This window comes from Achromobacter agilis (genome assembly GCF_900496965.1).
Taxonomy (GTDB): Bacteria; Pseudomonadota; Gammaproteobacteria; order Burkholderiales; family Burkholderiaceae_B; genus Achromobacter; species Achromobacter agilis.
Genome location: NZ_UFQB01000004.1, coordinates 97297 through 111976 on the forward strand (window position 1 = coordinate 97297; position 14680 = coordinate 111976).

The following is a 14680-nucleotide window of genomic DNA, read 5'->3' on the forward strand; positions in this document are numbered from 1 at the left end:
CCCCGCTCCCCGCACATGACCGAGGCACTGCACATGGGGTAACCTTCTGGTTGCACAAATCAGAGGTGTTGGAAAGAACAATGGGTTTTGAAAAACTTGCCGACCTGCGAGAGCAGCTCCGGGCGCAAGCTCAGCAAGCGGCGCCAGCCCAGCCGAAAGCGGCAGGCCAGGCCAAGAAACGGGAGTCCGGGAAGCAACGGGAATCTGCGAAAAAGCAGGAACCCGCCAGGAAGCGGGAGCCCGTCGACCCGACGGTCGAAGCGATCTGGCGCCTGCAAAAGCAGTTTCCGCTGGCTTTTCCAAAAAATCCTGCGCCCAAGGTGCCCCTCAAGGAGGGCATCCTGGCGGACGCCGCCCAGCATCTCGAGGCGCTGTCCATGACGGAAGAACAACTGAAGCAAGCAATTGCCGAATGGTGCAAGGGAAGCCGCTATTGGACCTGCCTGGCTGAAGACGCGCCCCGCGTCGACCTGCAAGGGCAACCCGTCGGCAAGGTGACCGCGCAGCAGGCGGCCTATGCGCGCCGCCAGGCCAGCCGCCGGCCCGGCGGCAAGCCTCGCCCTTCCAAGAAACCCGCTGCCGCGCAACCTTCCGCTGCGCCCACCCCCGCTGCGCAACCCTCCGAAACGCAGCCAGCGGCATCGCAAACGGCCGAAACCCCCTGATCCGGGCCGCCGCTTGGGCATCGGGCTGGCTAGGGCGCTCGCGCTATAACTGCGCGAGCGCTTTTTTCTTTCGCTGGCTTTCGCGTTCGCTACACAAGTCAAAAATTCTGTGTATAATCGCTGTCTTTGGTGGACACGGCCTTCTGAAAGAAATTTCGGAAATCGCACCAAAAATGCATGCAATGCATATGCGGGAGTAGCTCAGTTGGTAGAGCGCAACCTTGCCAAGGTTGAGGTCGCGAGTTCGAGACTCGTCTCCCGCTCCAAATACAAAAAGGAAGCAACGGCCAACACCGCGCTTCCTTTTTTCTTGAAATGCTGGCGCAATGGCAGAGTGGTTATGCAGCGGATTGCAAATCCGTGTACGTCGGTTCGATTCCGGCTTGCGCCTCCAGCAACTCCCCCTGCATCTCGTTACCCTTCCCTACGCTCCTTCAATCGAATGATTGCTATGGTGACGCCGTTTTCAATTGACGACGATCCTATGCGCATCCTTTCGAATTCCCGCCTCCGCACCGCTTCTCCGTTGCTGACCCTGTCTGCCGCGGCGCTGTTTGCGCTGGCGCCGCTTGCCGCACAGGCCGATTCCGACAAACACCGCCATCGGCACGGCCGCGAGTACAAAGAGCAATACTGGGACGGCGCCTGTAAAGTCGAACGCAAATGGAAGCGCAACGGCGACTACCAGGAAAAGCGCAAGTGCCGGGATGAATACCGCTACGGCTATGCGCCGCAGCCGGTCGTGGTTCCCGCGATGCCGGCGCCCGCCATTGTCATCAACCCGCCCCCGATCATCATTCGTCCCTGAACATGGACCAATCAGTGAAGGACGCCCTTGCCCGCTGGCCCGACGTGCCAGCGGTCTACGGCTGGCTGTCGCTGGATGCCAGGGGCCGCTGGCGCCTGCATCCGCAGGGCCAGTCCGCGCAAGGCGGGCCGGGCGAATCCATCACCAATAGCCAGATCCTGGAATTCATCAACCGCAACTACGAACACGATGAAGCGGGCCGATGGTATTTCCAGAACGGCCCTCAGCGCGTGTTCCTGCGGCTGGATGCGGCGCCCTACACGCTGCGGCTGAGCGATGACAATCGCAGCCTGCTCACCCACACGAACGCCGTGATCGACACGGTCGAGGCCTGGAAGCTGGACGATGCCGGCCAGTTGTACGCGATGACATCGTTGGGCGCCGGCATCGTACTGGATCGCGATCTGCCGCCGCTTCTCGAGAAGCTAGCCACGGATAGCGGCGCGCCGCTGCTGGACGCGCTGGCGGACCTGCCCCGCGGCGGCACGATCCAGGCCGCATTCCCCGGCGCCTATCCGGCCGCGCCCTTGTCGCTGATCGCGCAAGAAAACGTGGCGCAGGAGCTGGGCTTCGATCCCGATCCCAGGCCGCAGGCGGCCTAGGCGCCGCCACCCATTCAAAACATGCCGTTGGAATTGGCGGACTGCTCGGGAATGGGCTGCACCGCATCCCAATGCTCGACGATCTTGCCGTGTTCGAGACGGAAGATATCGATGATGGCGCTGCCGCGCGCGCCGGGTTCGCGCACCGCGTGCACGTGCAGGATCACGTAGTCGCCGTCCGTAAACACGCGCTTGATCTCGCTGTGCGACTGGGGAAACTTGTCGCGCAGAAAGGCGATGAATTGACGGAAGCCCTCGGGCCCGTCCGCCGCGTTCGGGTTGTGCTGCACATAGCGGTCGCCCACATACGTCAGGGCCGCGTCCGCGTCCTTCTGATTCAGCCCCTTTTCATAGAAGGCCAGCACGGCCGCTTTGTTGGCGGCCTCTTGCTCGGCGGACGCATGCGCGGCGGGCGACAAGGCAACGGCCAGCAGCGCCGCGCCCGCGGCACGCTTGAAAAACGACAGGGGCGGGAACATAGAAACTCCGGAAATGAATAGGGGCTGCCGCGCCATTCTAGGATCCGGCCGCCCCATCAACCATGCCCGTTTCAGTAGACAGTCTGGTGCGTGCGGCGCTCAGCCGCGGCCGCTCTTGACCAGCGCGAACTTGCCGTCGCCCAGCAGCGCCAGCACGGCGGCGGCCACCGTCAGGAAGATCGGGTATTCCCAGCCGCCGCCCGGATTGCCGAAGCCCCAGCCATTGCCGAAATGCACGGTCGAGGCCACAAACAACTGCACCACCGCGATGGCGGCGACCCAACGCGGCACAACGCCCAGGATCAGCATCGCGCCCGCGCCGATCTCGAAGAAGGTCACCGGATAGGCCAGCCAACCGGCAAAACCGATCTTCGCGAAGAACTGCGCGGTGCCAGGCAGCGTGAAGACCAGCAGCTTGGTCAGGCCGTGGGCCAGGAACATGACGCCGAGCGCCACGCGCAGCAGCAGCGCGGCATAAGGCGCGGTACGGGTATCAACCATTGCACTCTCCTAGAGCGGTTGGGAATCGCCCAGGACGGGAAGATTCTTCAAGAGCGCTATTCTTGCGATTCCAAAAACAAAGATAAACATGCAGAATTGCAAATTATTGTTCCTCAATAGGAAACAATCTTGGACACGCATACTGCCATGCAGACCTTCGCCAAGGTCGTGGAATTGGGGTCGTTCGCGGCGGCGGCCGACAAAATGGGCCAGGCCCGCTCCGTGGTCACGCGCCAGATCGCCTACCTGGAACAGAAGTACGGCGTGCGCCTGCTGAACCGCACCACCCGCAAGCTGAGCATGACCGACGCCGGCCGCGCCTTCTACGAGCGCGTACGGCCCATCCTCGCCGAAGTGGCCGACCTGGAGCTGTCGCTGCAGGCGGAAGGGCAGCGGCCCAGCGGCCGCCTGCGGGTGAGCGCGCCGGTGTCGTTCGGCATCCTGCACCTGGGGCCCGCCATCGCCGAATACCTGCAGCGGTATCCCGACGTGATCATCGACCTGGACCTCAATGACCGGGTGGTGGACCTGGTGGAAGACGGCTTCGATGTGGCGGTGCGCATCGGGCCGCTGCTCGATTCCTCGCTGGTCGCGCGGCCGCTGGCGCCCCAGCAATTACTGGTTTGCGCCGCGCCGTCCTATCTGGCGCGCCATGGCACGCCCCATCAGCCCGAAGCGCTCAAGCAGCATCGCTGCCTGCACTACGCCTATGCCAGCACCGGCAACGAATGGCATTTCGAGAAAGACGGCGTCACCCACCTGGTGCGCGTGAACGCGGCCCTGCGCGCCAATAACGGCGACGTCCTGCGCACCGCCGCGCTGGCCGGGCACGGGATCATCCTGCAGCCCGAATTCCTGGTGGGCGACGACATCCGCGCCGGGCGGCTGGTCACCCTGCTGGCCGACTACGCGCACACCCCGATCTCCATGTACGCCATCTACCCCCACCGGCGCTTCCTGTCGCCCAAGGTGCGATCCTTCGTCGAGCATCTGGAGGATCGTTTCGGCGCGCCGCCCCCATCCGCGCCCGGCCGGCGCGCCAGTCCCCGCCGCAGCCGTTAGAATCGTACTCATGACCGCAAAATCGCCCATCGAATATTTCCCCGCGCCGCGCCGTTCGCATTTCTGCAGCCAATGCGGCTCGCCCGTCAATCGCCGGGTGCCCGAGGGCGACAACCGCGAACGCGACATCTGCGATCACTGCGGCGCCATCCATTACCAGAACCCCAGGCTGGTGGTCGGCACGGTGCCGGTCTGGGAGAACCGCGTCCTGCTCTGCCGGCGCGCGATCGAACCCCGCTACAACACCTGGACGCTGCCAGCGGGCTTCATGGAGCTGGGCGAAAGCACGGCCCAGGGCGCGGCCCGCGAAACGCTGGAAGAAGCCGGCGCGCGCATCCAGCTCGGTGAGCTCTACACCATCATCGATCTGCCCCAGATCGACCAGGTCCACGTGTTCTACCTGGCCCAGTCGGTGTCGCCGGACCTGGATCCGGGCCCCGAAAGCCTCGAGGCGCGCTATTACGAGGAATCCGAGATTCCCTGGGACGACCTGGCGTTCCGCACCGTGGCGACGACACTGCAGCACTATTTCGAGGACCGCAAGCTTGGCGTGTTCGGGCCTCATCACTACACCCTAGAATCGCACCGTTGAAGCTGCCCTGGCTTGCCGTCGACACGCCGTTCCCGCCAGCCGAGTTCGCGCTGACGGACCCCGACGGCCTGCTGGCGGCCGGCGCCGACCTGTCGGTCCCGCGGCTGGTCCAGGCCTACTCCAGCGGCATATTCCCGTGGTATTCGGAAGGCGAGCCCATCCTGTGGTGGAGCCCCGATCCCCGCATGGTGCTGGCCATAGAAGACTTCGCGCCTTCGCATTCGCTGCGCAAGCTGCTGCGGCAGGTCGCCAGCCAGGAATTCGATGGCCACCCGCGCGTGCAGGTGCGGGTAGACACCGCGTTCCCACAGGTCATGGCAGCCTGCGCCGCGCCGCGCGACGGCCAGCCGGGCACCTGGATCACCGCCGCCATGCAGCAGGCCTATTGCGCCTGGCACGAGGCCGGTTACGTGCACAGCATCGAAACCTGGATCGACGGCGAACTGGCCGGCGGCCTCTACGGCATCAGCCTCGGCCGGATGTTCTTCGGCGAATCCATGTTCACCCGCGCGCCCAACGCCTCCAAGGTGGCGCTGGCCTACCTGGTGCGCTACCTGGCCGCGCACGGCGTGGAGCGCATCGACTGCCAGCAGCAGACGCGCCACCTCGCCAGCCTGGGGGCCCGGCCCATTTCGCGCGCCGCCTTCCTGCAATACGTCCGTGGCGCCACGGCCCTGCCCGCGGTTCCGTGGGCCCGCGGCACGCTGGACAGCACCGGACAGCTGCATCCGCAGGCCGAGTCCGCCCCCGGGTTAGGCGTTAATATGTAGCGATCCCCTCACGGATCCGCCGCCGCTCTCCGGGATCGCCCATGAGCCAGCTCAAAGAACTTCCCTTCTCCACCCTGCAGTTCTATGCAACCGCTCCCTACCCTTGCAGCTACCTGCCGGGTCGCCAGGCTCGGTCGCAGGTCGCCGCGCCCGGTCACCTGATCAACGCGGGCACGTATTCCCAACTGGTGGAACAGGGTTTTCGCCGCAGCGGGCTGTTCACCTACCGTCCCCATTGCGACAACTGCCACGCCTGCATTCCGGTGCGCGTGGACGCGGCGGGCTTCGCCCCCAACCGCAGTCAGCGGCGCGCCTGGCGCATGCACCAGGACCTGCAGTCTTTCGTGGCGGAACTGGCCTGGTCCCCCGAGCACTACCGGCTCTATACGCGCTATCAGCAAGGCCGGCATCCCGGCGGCGGCATGGACGAAGACAGCCGCACCCAGTATGCGCAATTCCTGCTCACCAGCCGGGTCAACACCCGGCTCGTGGAATTCCGTACCCCCGAAGGCGTCCTGGTGATGGTGTCCATCATCGACGTGCTGGACGACGGCCTGTCGTCCGTCTATACCTTCTACGATCCCGACCTCGCCGGCAGCCTGGGCACCTACAGCATCCTGTGGCAGGTCGAGCAGTGCCGCACCCTGAACCTGCCCTGGCTGTACCTGGGCTACTGGATCGCCGACAGCCGCAAGATGTCCTATAAGTCCAGCTTCCATCCCGCCCAGTTCCTGGTCGACGGCGCCTGGCGCGACCAGCCCGCGCCGCCCGCCGCCTGATCCCGCCCCCGGGGCGGCTGCCGGCCGCGCGCCCGTGGCGCAAGGCCGCCAAAATTCGCTCTACAATTCCGCCCCATGTCTATCCTCTTCCACGCCTATCCCCTGGCCCGCCCGGCGCTGTTCGCCATGGACGCGGAAACCGCCCACGAAGTCACTCTGTCGGGCCTGCAGCGCGCCTATGAATGCGGCGCCACGCGCAAGCTGCTGCACGCGCGGCCCAAGGCACCCCGCACGCTGATGGGGATGCAGCTGGCCAACCCGATCGGGCTGGCCGCGGGGCTGGACAAGAACGGCGCCTACATCGATGCGCTGGGGAACCTGGGATTCGGCTTTATCGAGGTGGGCACGGTCACCCCCCGCGCGCAGCCCGGCAATCCGAAACCGCGCATGTTCCGGCTGCCGCGCGCCAACGCGCTCATCAACCGGCTGGGCTTCAACAACCAGGGGCTGGACGCTTTCCTGGCCAACGTGCAGCGCAGCACGTGGCGCACGCAGGGCGGCATCCTCGGGCTGAACATCGGCAAGAATGCGGACACGCCCATCGAACGCGCCGCGGACGACTACCTGATCGGATTGGAAGGCGTGTACCCGCACGCCGATTACGTGACGGTGAACATCTCGTCGCCCAACACCAAGAACCTGCGCGCGCTGCAAGGCGGCGACGAACTGTCCGCGCTGCTGGCGCAGCTCGCGGAAAAGCGCAAGGCCCTGGAAGACCGCTATCAGCGCCGCGTGCCGATGGCGGTGAAGATCGCCCCGGACCTCACGCAGGAACAGATCGACTCCATCGCCGATACGCTGCCGCGCCACGGCATCGACGGCGTCATCGCCACCAACACCACGCTTTCGCGCGACGCGGTCGCGGGCCAGGCGCATGCCGACGAGGCGGGCGGCCTGTCGGGCGCGCCGGTGCATGAATTGTCGCTGGCGGTCATCCGCCGCCTGAAGGAACAGCTAGGCAACCGCTTGGCCATCATCGGGGTGGGCGGCGTGCTGTCGGGGCAGCAGGCCAGGGAAAAGATGGAAGCCGGCGCCGACGCGGTGCAACTCTACACCGGCTTGATCTATCGCGGCCCGGCCCTGGTAGGGGAATGCGTGCGAGCGGTGGCCGGGTGAGGATGCGTTCGTGTGTCTGACACCCGTACGGGATGGCCTATAAGCTGTAGCGATGTTCCGCGGGTGTCTGACACCGGCCGTGTCGGGACGGCGGCTCAAACTCAGTCGGTGTCAGACACTGAGGCAGAAGCCCGCTGAAAACAGGCAAAAAAAGGGGCCACCCGGTGGGTGGCCCTAATTCCAGCTCTGCTCTGTCACTCAACAGTACTACATTACTGCGGTTTGCGCACCGGGGTGCGCCGAAAACTTAGGCGCTGCGGCGGCTGCGGCTGGCAACCTTGGTCGCGGCGTCGGCGGCGTCCGTGGCGGCCTTGAAGGTCGCGTTGGCGGCGGCGTTCAGGTTGGACTCGGCGACTTCGGCGGCCTGCTTGGCGGCCTTGGTCATCGAATCGTAGGCGCTGGTCGCGGTGGCCAGCGAGGACTTGATCAGGGCAACGGCGCTTTCGGAACCGGTGGGGGCGTTCTTGGAGAACTGGTCGACCACGTCGCTCAGCTGCTGCTGGCTTTCGGCGATCTGTTCTTCGGTCAGCTTGACCAGGTTGCCTTGCACGCCGGCAACGATGTCATACACGTGCTTCGTGTAGGCCATGGCCTTTTCGGCGCCCGGCTGCAGCAGGCCCGAGGCGAAAGCGGCGGCTTCCTGCGGATCCTTCAGTTCGGTGGCTTGCTGCGACTTCTGGGCGACTTCGTCCAGGGTGGCCTTGACGACCTTCAGGTTCAATTCGACCAGCTTTTCGAAACCGGCGAACACGGCCGATTGGGCAGCCACGAGGGCGTTGAGGTTGGCTTTCTGGCGGTCCAGAACTTGTTGCGGAATGGCGCTCATAGAATGCTCCTTGATGGGTAGCCGGGGGCAATCCGGCAAATAAGGATGGGTGTCTGCGACGAAATAAGAAAACGTGCGCGGAAACTGGTACTACAAGCTACCGCCGGCCCGTTTGATGCACTGCACAATTGACATTCTAGACTGGGAAAAAAACTTGTCAAGGAATTTTTGTGCGGCGCAATAAATGATTGCACTTTGACGGTGCACACCCGCGACGGCGTTTGATCCGGCACAAATGTTTCATGGTTCGGGAAATACCGGACGTGACGGCGTATCAATTCTTTTCTACACTGCTTTCACGCTGATGACAGATAAAGACTACCGATAAGTCACCCGGCAAATAACGAAATCGCAGCAAGCAAAACCCTGCAATTGGAGACTCCATGACCCTCATTCCCCGCACGCTTACGGCCCTGTTCGCTGCAAGCGCCATGCTCGCAGCCGGCGCCGCCCAGGCGGAATACCCGGACCGCCCCATCAACATGGTGGTGCCGTTCGCCGCCGGCGGTCCGACGGACAACGTCGCGCGCTCGCTCGCGGAAGCCATGCGGCCGGCTCTGGGCCAAACTGTCGTGGTCGAAAACAAGGGCGGCGCCGGCGGCACGATCGGCACGACCCAAGTGGCGCGCGCCCAGCCCGACGGCTATTCCATCCTGCTGATGCACGCAGGCTTCTCGACGGCGCCGTCGCTGTACAAGAACCCGGGGTACGACCCCTACAAGAGCTTCGAGCCCATCGGCCTGGTGGTCGACGTGCCGATGACCATCATTGCGCGCTCGGACTTCCCGCCCAACAACATCCAGGAACTGGCCGACTACGTCAAAAAGAACAAGGACAAGGTCTCCCTGGCCAACGCGGGCATCGGCGCCGCCAGCCACCTGTGCGGCACCATGCTCGTCGAAGCGCTCGGCGTGCAACTGCTGACCATCCCGTACAAGGGCACCGCGCCGGCCATGAACGACCTGCTGGGCAAGCAGGTGGACCTGCTCTGCGACCAGACCACCAACACCACGCAGCAGATCGACAGCGGCAAGGTGAAGGCCTACGCCGTCACCAGCCTCAAACGCGTTCCCACGCTGCCCAAGCTGCCGACCATGGACGAGTCCGGCTACAAGGGCTTCGAAGTGGGCATCTGGCATGGCATGTGGGTGCCGAAGGGCACGCCCAAGCCCGTCGTGGACAAACTGGTCAAGAGCCTGCAGGCCGGGCTGGCCGATCCCAAGTTCCAGGAACGCATGAAGCAGCTGGGCGCGACCGTGCTCACGACCGAGGCCAACCCGCAGGCCCTCGAAGCCAAGGTCAAGCAGCAGGTCCCGCAATGGGCCGAGCTGTTCAAGAAGGCCGGCGTCGAACAGCAATAAACGCCGCGCGCCCGTCCGGGGCGCGCCCAAAAGCAAAGCCCCGCAAGGGGCTTTATTTTTGGGCGGCGCTTACGGTCTCAGGGCCTCAGGGCCTCGGCCGCCATGCCCAGGCCATTGAACCCCGTGGAAACCGAGGGCTCGTAGCCCAGCGCTTCCGAGATGCTGGCTGCGGTATCGACCAGCGCCTTGATCCATTCGTCCTGCAGGCGTTCCGCCGGAGCCGAGATGGACAGCCCCGCCACCAGTTTGCCGGTGTCGTCGAAGATGCCCGCGGCGATGCAGCGCACGCCGAGTTCCAGTTCTTCGTTGTCGCGCGCATAACCGTGGCGGCGCACCAGCGCCAGTTCGCGCTCAAGGCGGTCCAGATCCGTCAGGCTGTTGCGCGTGTGGCCCGCCAGGCCGGTGCGCAAGGCATAGGCCCGGACCTGCCGGGCATCGCCCGTGGAGAGGAACAGCTTGCCGGTGGAAGTCAGGTGCAAGGGCGCCCGGCCGCCGATGGCGCGCACCACCTGCATGCCCGAGCGTTCGCTCCAGGCCCGGTCGATGTAGACGATTTCGTCGCCCTGCTGCACCGACAGGTTGATGGTCTGCCCCGTCAGCTTGTGCAGGGAACGCATGGCGGAAATAGCCGCCTCGCGCACATTCAGGCGCCCCTTCACCAACGAGCCGAGCTCCAGCAGGCGCATGCCTAGCTGGTACAGGCCGTTGTCGACGCGTTCGACATAGCGGCCTACGACCAGATCGTTCAGGATGCGGTGCGCCGTGGACGCATGCAGGCCAGTGGTGGCGGACAATTCCTTGAGCGTCACGGGATCCGGTTGCGCGGCCAGGGCGTCGAGCAGGCGCATGGCGCGCTCGATCACCTGGATAGCGATGGGATGGGCGGAAGCGCCTTCGGTTTCGGCGTCCAGGGGATTGCGAGGGGTCGAAAGACGGGCCATGGGGAAGATGGGGGGCTAGGGCATGCTGACGCTAACGCCGCTACGCCGAAAGAAACCGGCCTTGCGGCAACGCAGCAAACAGTTCTTTCCCGTATTGTGAAATTTACTGGGCCATTTGGCAACCGGTTTTTTTCGAAAAAACAGGGTCGCGTCCTATTTTTCAAGCTACGGTCAGGCCGCGGAAGGCGGCGCCAGCTTCCCTCCAAGGCGCAACACCTCGGCCCGCAGAAACTCCAGCGCCGCGGCCGCGCCCTCGGGTTCGCCCTTGACGCCCAGCTCGATATGGGGCGTGCCGCCCGCCTCGCCGACGCTGGGCAGGCTGAAGGCCCGCACGCCGGGCCAGCGCGTTTCCACGCTGACCATGGCGGGCGTGATGCGCGATTCCGGCATGCTGAAAACCAGGAAAGAATGCTCCGTGTGGACCCGCACATGTTGCAGCGCACGATAGCGGGTATCGAGCGTCCATTCCAGCATCGGCCACGCCATGACGGGAAAGCCCGGCACGAACGTGTGGTCCTGGATGAAGAAGCCCGGGATCCGGTTATAGGGGTTGGGCACGATCTCGCACCCTTCAGGGAACACCCCCATCTGCAGGCGCTGTTGGTTTTCGGGCGTGCTCATGTCGGCCGTGCCCTGCCCCTTGGCGGCCATCTCGGCCGCGCGCTGCCCGATGGCCAGCTCGGCCTCGGGGTGCAGGGCCAGGGGCAGCCCCAGAGCGGCGGCGGCCGCCTGTCGCGTATGGTCGTCCGGCGTGCCGCCGATGCCCCCGCAGGAGAACACCACGTCGCCCGAGGCGAAGCTACGCTTGTAGGCGGCTACCAGCGTATCGCGATCGTCGGGCAGGATTTCGGCCCAGCCCAGTTGCATGCCGCGCGCGCTCAGGAGCTCGACAACCTTGGAAAAATGCTTGTCCTGACGGCGGCCCGAGAGGATTTCATCGCCGACGATGATGAGGCCGATACGGCGGGCGGCGGATTCTGCAGCCATGTCCGATTCCAGAAGATAAGTGGGACGACGCGGTCAGACGTCGATGACGCGGTCCTGACGCAAACGCTTGAGCGCTTCCAGACCGTAATGCGCGTAGACCAGGGCCGAAAATACCGGCAGGATGACCCACGCGGGCGGCAACAGGTTGAGCAGCGAACAGATCAGGCCGATGGTCCAGAAGCCGCCGTTGTTCCGTTCCAGGATGAGCTTGCGTTCGGCGGGGCTGGCATGTTCCACGATGGCGTCCACGCGCATCATGCGCGAAAACGCGAACGCCCACCAGAAAATCGACAGCACCACGGCCATGGGCGGCACGAGCCACAGCGGCAGCGTCAGCACCCACCCCGCGGCGAAAGCGAGAGATACCCAGACGGCATTCCAGACGCTGACCGCGGTGGAGAACTTCCCCTGGCGGGTCACGGCGACGTACTCGCGCTGGCCCACGTGGCGCAGCACCAGCGGCATGACGAAAACGGCGGCGATCGCCAGCCCCAGGATGCCGGACACCGGCAGCAGGATCGCCGCGGCAATGACCGGGATCAGGTAGATCTTCAGCGAGAACAGGCCCACCGCGACCAGCCATTCGTCCATGCGGTTGATGAAGTCCCAATGCGACACTTCGGCGCGCAGCCAGTCCGTCAGCGGCGTCCAGAACAGCCACAGCAGCAGGAAGGCGCCGGCCAGCGCGATCAGGAAAGGCAGCAGCACCGCGAACAGCATCGTCGGATGGCACTGGGACACCAGCGCGCGCTTGAATGCCTGGCCCACGCTGGCCGCGCCCGCGCCGGCGCTGGAAAATCGGTCCTGTTCGGGCGTGGCGGAGTCGGTGCGCAAAACGGTCATGGCGGCGGGAATGAGGGGGTGGACATCCCGGGTATGATAGTCAAACACGCCCTGATCTGCCCACATGCCTCTACTTGTACCCGATACCGACCAGGCCGCGCTGCGCGCGCGCCTGGGCTCGTCGCCCGGCACCTGGCTGGTCGCCTGTTTCTGCGCGGCCTGGTGTGATACCTGCGAACAATACAAGCCCAAACTGCAGGCGCTGGCCGAAACCATGCCGCAGCACGTCTTCGCGTGGATCGACATCGAAGACCACGCCGAATTGCTGGGCGAAGAAGACGTCGAGAACTTCCCCACCCTGCTGGTGCAGATCGGCCCGCGCGTGGTGTTCTACGGGCCGATGCTGCCGCATATCGGCCACCTCGAGCGCCTGCTCGAAAGCCTGGACGAACATAGCGCCACGGTCAGCACGGCGCTGCCCGACCTGCCGCGCCTGCTGGCCGCGTGAAACGCGTCACGCCGATAAAAAAAACCCGCAAGGCCTAGTGGCGTTGCGGGTTTTTCATTGCCGGGTACGGGCTCAGGGCTTGCGGCTGCCGCCCAGGAGCACGGCGATCTGCCGCTTCGGCGTGGACGAACCGCCGTTGGTCTTGGGCGCGGGCGCGTCGGCCGGCGCGGACGACGCCGAGGGCTCGTAGGGCTTCAGGAAGAAATCGTCCACGGGCTGGCGCGGCGTGCCGGAGGAGTAGCCCGAGCGGCGGTCGGCCGAACGGCCGCGATCGCCCCGGCCTTCGCGTGGCGAAGACGACGATGACGACGAACCGCCGCGGCGGTCGTCACTGCGGCGATGGCTGCGCGCGACCAAGTCGGCCGGCACGTCCAAGGTGCCGCGCGGCACTTCACGCTTGATGAGTTTTTCGATGTCGAGCAGGAAGCGCTCTTCGTCGGCCGTGAACAGGGCGATGGCCTCGCCCGAGGCGCCCGCGCGGCCCGTGCGGCCGATGCGGTGCACGTAGTCTTCGGCGTTGTACGGCAGGTCGTAGTTGATCACGCAGGGCACGCCGGCAACGTCCAGGCCGCGCGCGGCCACGTCGGTGGCCACCAGCACTTCCAGTTCGCCGGCCTTGAAGGCTTCCAGCGCCTTCATGCGGTCGGCCTGGGTCTTGTCGCCATGGATCGATTCGGCCTTGACGCCATCGCGCTCGAGTTCGCGGGCCAGGCGCGCCGTGCCGATCTTGGTGTTGGAAAACACGATGACCTGGTTCAGGCCGCGCGACTTCACCAGGTGGACGACGGCGGCGCGCTTGGCGTCACTCGGCATCTTGTAGGCGATCTGCGTGATCGTCGCGGCGGTGGCGTTGCGCGCGGCGACTTCGATTTCGACGGGGTGGTTCAGGTACGAACGGCCGAGCTTGCGGATTTCGTTGCTGAACGTGGCGGAGAACAGCAGGCCCTGACGCTGCGGGGGCAGCAGGCGGATGATGCGCTCGAGGTCGGGCAGGAAGCCCATGTCCAGCATGCGGTCCGCTTCGTCGAGCACCAGGATGCCGACCTGGCTCAGGTTCACGTTCTTCTGCTCGACGTGGTCGAGCAGGCGGCCCGGCGTAGCCACCAGCACTTCGCAGCCGCGGCGCAGCGCCTCCTTCTGGGGACCGATATCGACGCCGCCGAACACCACCGCCGAACGCAGCGGCGTCTGCTTGCTGTAGCGCTTGACGCTTTCGTACACCTGATCCGCGAGTTCGCGCGTGGGCGTGAGGATCAGCGCGCGCACCGGATGGCGCGCGGGCGACGCGCTGGTGTTGGCCAGCGGCATGAGGCGATGCAGGATGGGCAGCGTGAAGGCCGCCGTCTTGCCCGTGCCGGTCTGCGCGGCGCCCATGACGTCACGGCCTTCCACCACGACGGGGATGGCCTGGGCCTGGATAGGCGTGGGAGTGGTGTAGCCGGTTTCGGCGACGGACTGCAACAGCAGGGGGTGCAGCCCGAAATCGGCGAACGTCGGCGCGGGCGCTTCAGCGGCGGGTGCTACGGGTTGGGTGGATTCAGTCATCAGGGTTAGGCAGATACCGGGACCAATGAAAAAGAACAAAACGAGAGTGCTGCATGCACTGCACTACATATGCATCGGGACAACCTGAACACGCGCAATCGCATCGCGACGGCACGCAAACAGACGCGAACCGCAAGCGGCATCGCGCGCAATCTGCATCCTGCCTTGCAGGCCAGGCGGCGCATTCTGGATTCGATACTTATGAGGGCAGTACCAGGCCCGGATTGCTGTGGATAACTTGATTTTAGCGCAGCCGCATTGCCGCACGGTCAAGCCGGCCTCCGAAAGGCGTTACGAAGCCCCTTGGAGGCATGCCGCAAGCGCCCGCCAGGCATACCAAAAGCGTCCACCAAAT

The 14680-nt window shown here is 65.2% G+C and carries 17 protein-coding genes and 2 tRNA genes; 12 read left to right on the forward strand and 7 right to left on the reverse strand.

Annotated elements, in window-relative coordinates; genetic code table 11:
- Positions 1-80: 80 nt before the first annotated feature.
- The 5 genes from AGI3411_RS06290 (at position 81) to AGI3411_RS06310 (ending at position 2075) form a co-directional block, all read left to right on the forward strand.
- On the forward strand, positions 81-665 hold the full coding sequence (locus tag AGI3411_RS06290; RefSeq protein ID WP_129526538.1) for a ProQ/FinO family protein: 585 nt from the start codon (positions 81-83) through the stop codon (positions 663-665).
- 190 nt (positions 666-855) lie between these two features.
- Positions 856-931 (forward strand) — tRNA-Gly (locus AGI3411_RS06295).
- Between the two features lie 54 nt (positions 932-985).
- Positions 986-1059 (forward strand) — tRNA-Cys (locus AGI3411_RS06300).
- A gap of 57 nt (positions 1060-1116) precedes the next feature.
- On the forward strand, positions 1117-1473 hold the full coding sequence (locus AGI3411_RS06305) for a hypothetical protein (RefSeq protein WP_129526539.1): 357 nt from the start codon (positions 1117-1119) through the stop codon (positions 1471-1473).
- Between the two features lie 2 nt (positions 1474-1475).
- Positions 1476-2075, forward strand: coding sequence for a DUF2946 family protein (locus AGI3411_RS06310; RefSeq protein ID WP_129526540.1), 600 nt, complete (start codon positions 1476-1478; stop codon positions 2073-2075).
- A 14-nt stretch (positions 2076-2089) separates the two neighbouring features.
- On the opposite strand, the gene AGI3411_RS06315 is transcribed toward AGI3411_RS06310, so the two are convergent.
- Complete coding sequence (locus AGI3411_RS06315) at positions 2090-2554, reverse strand: nuclear transport factor 2 family protein (protein WP_129526541.1); 465 nt, start codon at positions 2552-2554, stop codon at positions 2090-2092.
- A gap of 99 nt (positions 2555-2653) precedes the next feature.
- Positions 2654-3055 carry a DoxX family protein gene (locus AGI3411_RS06320; protein ID WP_129526542.1) on the reverse strand — a complete coding sequence of 134 codons (402 nt, stop codon included), beginning with the start codon at positions 3053-3055 and terminating at the stop codon, positions 2654-2656.
- A 129-nt stretch (positions 3056-3184) separates the two neighbouring features.
- Between AGI3411_RS06320 and AGI3411_RS06325 the strand changes: the two genes are divergently transcribed.
- The 5 genes from AGI3411_RS06325 (at position 3185) to AGI3411_RS06345 (ending at position 7374) form a co-directional block, all read left to right on the forward strand.
- A complete protein-coding gene (locus AGI3411_RS06325; protein WP_165359083.1) occupies positions 3185-4117 on the forward strand; it encodes a LysR family transcriptional regulator in 933 nt (310 codons plus the stop codon).
- A gap of 10 nt (positions 4118-4127) precedes the next feature.
- On the forward strand, positions 4128-4709 hold the full coding sequence (locus tag AGI3411_RS06330) for an NUDIX hydrolase (protein ID WP_129526543.1): 582 nt from the start codon (positions 4128-4130) through the stop codon (positions 4707-4709).
- Positions 4706-5479 carry a leucyl/phenylalanyl-tRNA--protein transferase gene (gene aat, locus AGI3411_RS06335; RefSeq protein WP_129526544.1) on the forward strand — a complete coding sequence of 258 codons (774 nt, stop codon included), beginning with the start codon at positions 4706-4708 and terminating at the stop codon, positions 5477-5479. The genes AGI3411_RS06330 and aat overlap by 4 nt, the downstream gene beginning before the upstream one ends.
- Positions 5480-5520: 41 nt before the next feature.
- Positions 5521-6258 carry an arginyltransferase gene (locus tag AGI3411_RS06340; protein WP_129526545.1) on the forward strand — a complete coding sequence of 246 codons (738 nt, stop codon included), beginning with the start codon at positions 5521-5523 and terminating at the stop codon, positions 6256-6258.
- Between the two features lie 75 nt (positions 6259-6333).
- Positions 6334-7374 carry a quinone-dependent dihydroorotate dehydrogenase gene (locus tag AGI3411_RS06345; protein WP_129526546.1) on the forward strand — a complete coding sequence of 347 codons (1041 nt, stop codon included), beginning with the start codon at positions 6334-6336 and terminating at the stop codon, positions 7372-7374.
- 247 nt (positions 7375-7621) lie between these two features.
- On the opposite strand, the gene AGI3411_RS06350 is transcribed toward AGI3411_RS06345, so the two are convergent.
- Positions 7622-8200 carry a phasin family protein gene (locus AGI3411_RS06350; RefSeq protein ID WP_129526547.1) on the reverse strand — a complete coding sequence of 193 codons (579 nt, stop codon included), beginning with the start codon at positions 8198-8200 and terminating at the stop codon, positions 7622-7624.
- Between the two features lie 383 nt (positions 8201-8583).
- On the opposite strand from AGI3411_RS06350, the gene AGI3411_RS06355 reads away from it, so the two are divergent.
- Positions 8584-9561 carry a tripartite tricarboxylate transporter substrate binding protein BugD gene (locus AGI3411_RS06355; RefSeq protein WP_129526548.1) on the forward strand — a complete coding sequence of 326 codons (978 nt, stop codon included), beginning with the start codon at positions 8584-8586 and terminating at the stop codon, positions 9559-9561.
- Positions 9562-9638: 77 nt separating this feature from the next.
- Here the strand turns inward: AGI3411_RS06355 and AGI3411_RS06360 are convergent, their stop codons facing one another.
- From AGI3411_RS06360 to AGI3411_RS06370, 3 genes are all read right to left on the reverse strand, one after another.
- Positions 9639-10502, reverse strand: a complete 864-nt coding sequence (locus AGI3411_RS06360) for an IclR family transcriptional regulator (protein ID WP_129526549.1) — start codon at positions 10500-10502, stop codon at positions 9639-9641.
- Between the two features lie 171 nt (positions 10503-10673).
- On the reverse strand, positions 10674-11489 hold the full coding sequence (locus AGI3411_RS06365) for a competence/damage-inducible protein A (RefSeq protein WP_129526550.1): 816 nt from the start codon (positions 11487-11489) through the stop codon (positions 10674-10676).
- Positions 11490-11522: 33 nt separating this feature from the next.
- Positions 11523-12332, reverse strand: coding sequence for an EI24 domain-containing protein (locus AGI3411_RS06370; RefSeq protein WP_129526760.1), 810 nt, complete (start codon positions 12330-12332; stop codon positions 11523-11525).
- Between the two features lie 64 nt (positions 12333-12396).
- Here AGI3411_RS06370 and AGI3411_RS06375 point away from each other — a divergent pair, with 64 nt between their 5' ends.
- A complete protein-coding gene (locus AGI3411_RS06375) occupies positions 12397-12780 on the forward strand; it encodes a thioredoxin family protein (protein WP_129526551.1) in 384 nt (127 codons plus the stop codon).
- A gap of 72 nt (positions 12781-12852) precedes the next feature.
- Here AGI3411_RS06375 and AGI3411_RS06380 read toward each other — a convergent pair whose 3' ends face one another.
- A complete protein-coding gene (locus tag AGI3411_RS06380; RefSeq protein ID WP_129526552.1) occupies positions 12853-14325 on the reverse strand; it encodes a DEAD/DEAH box helicase in 1473 nt (490 codons plus the stop codon).
- Positions 14326-14680 lie beyond the last annotated feature (355 nt).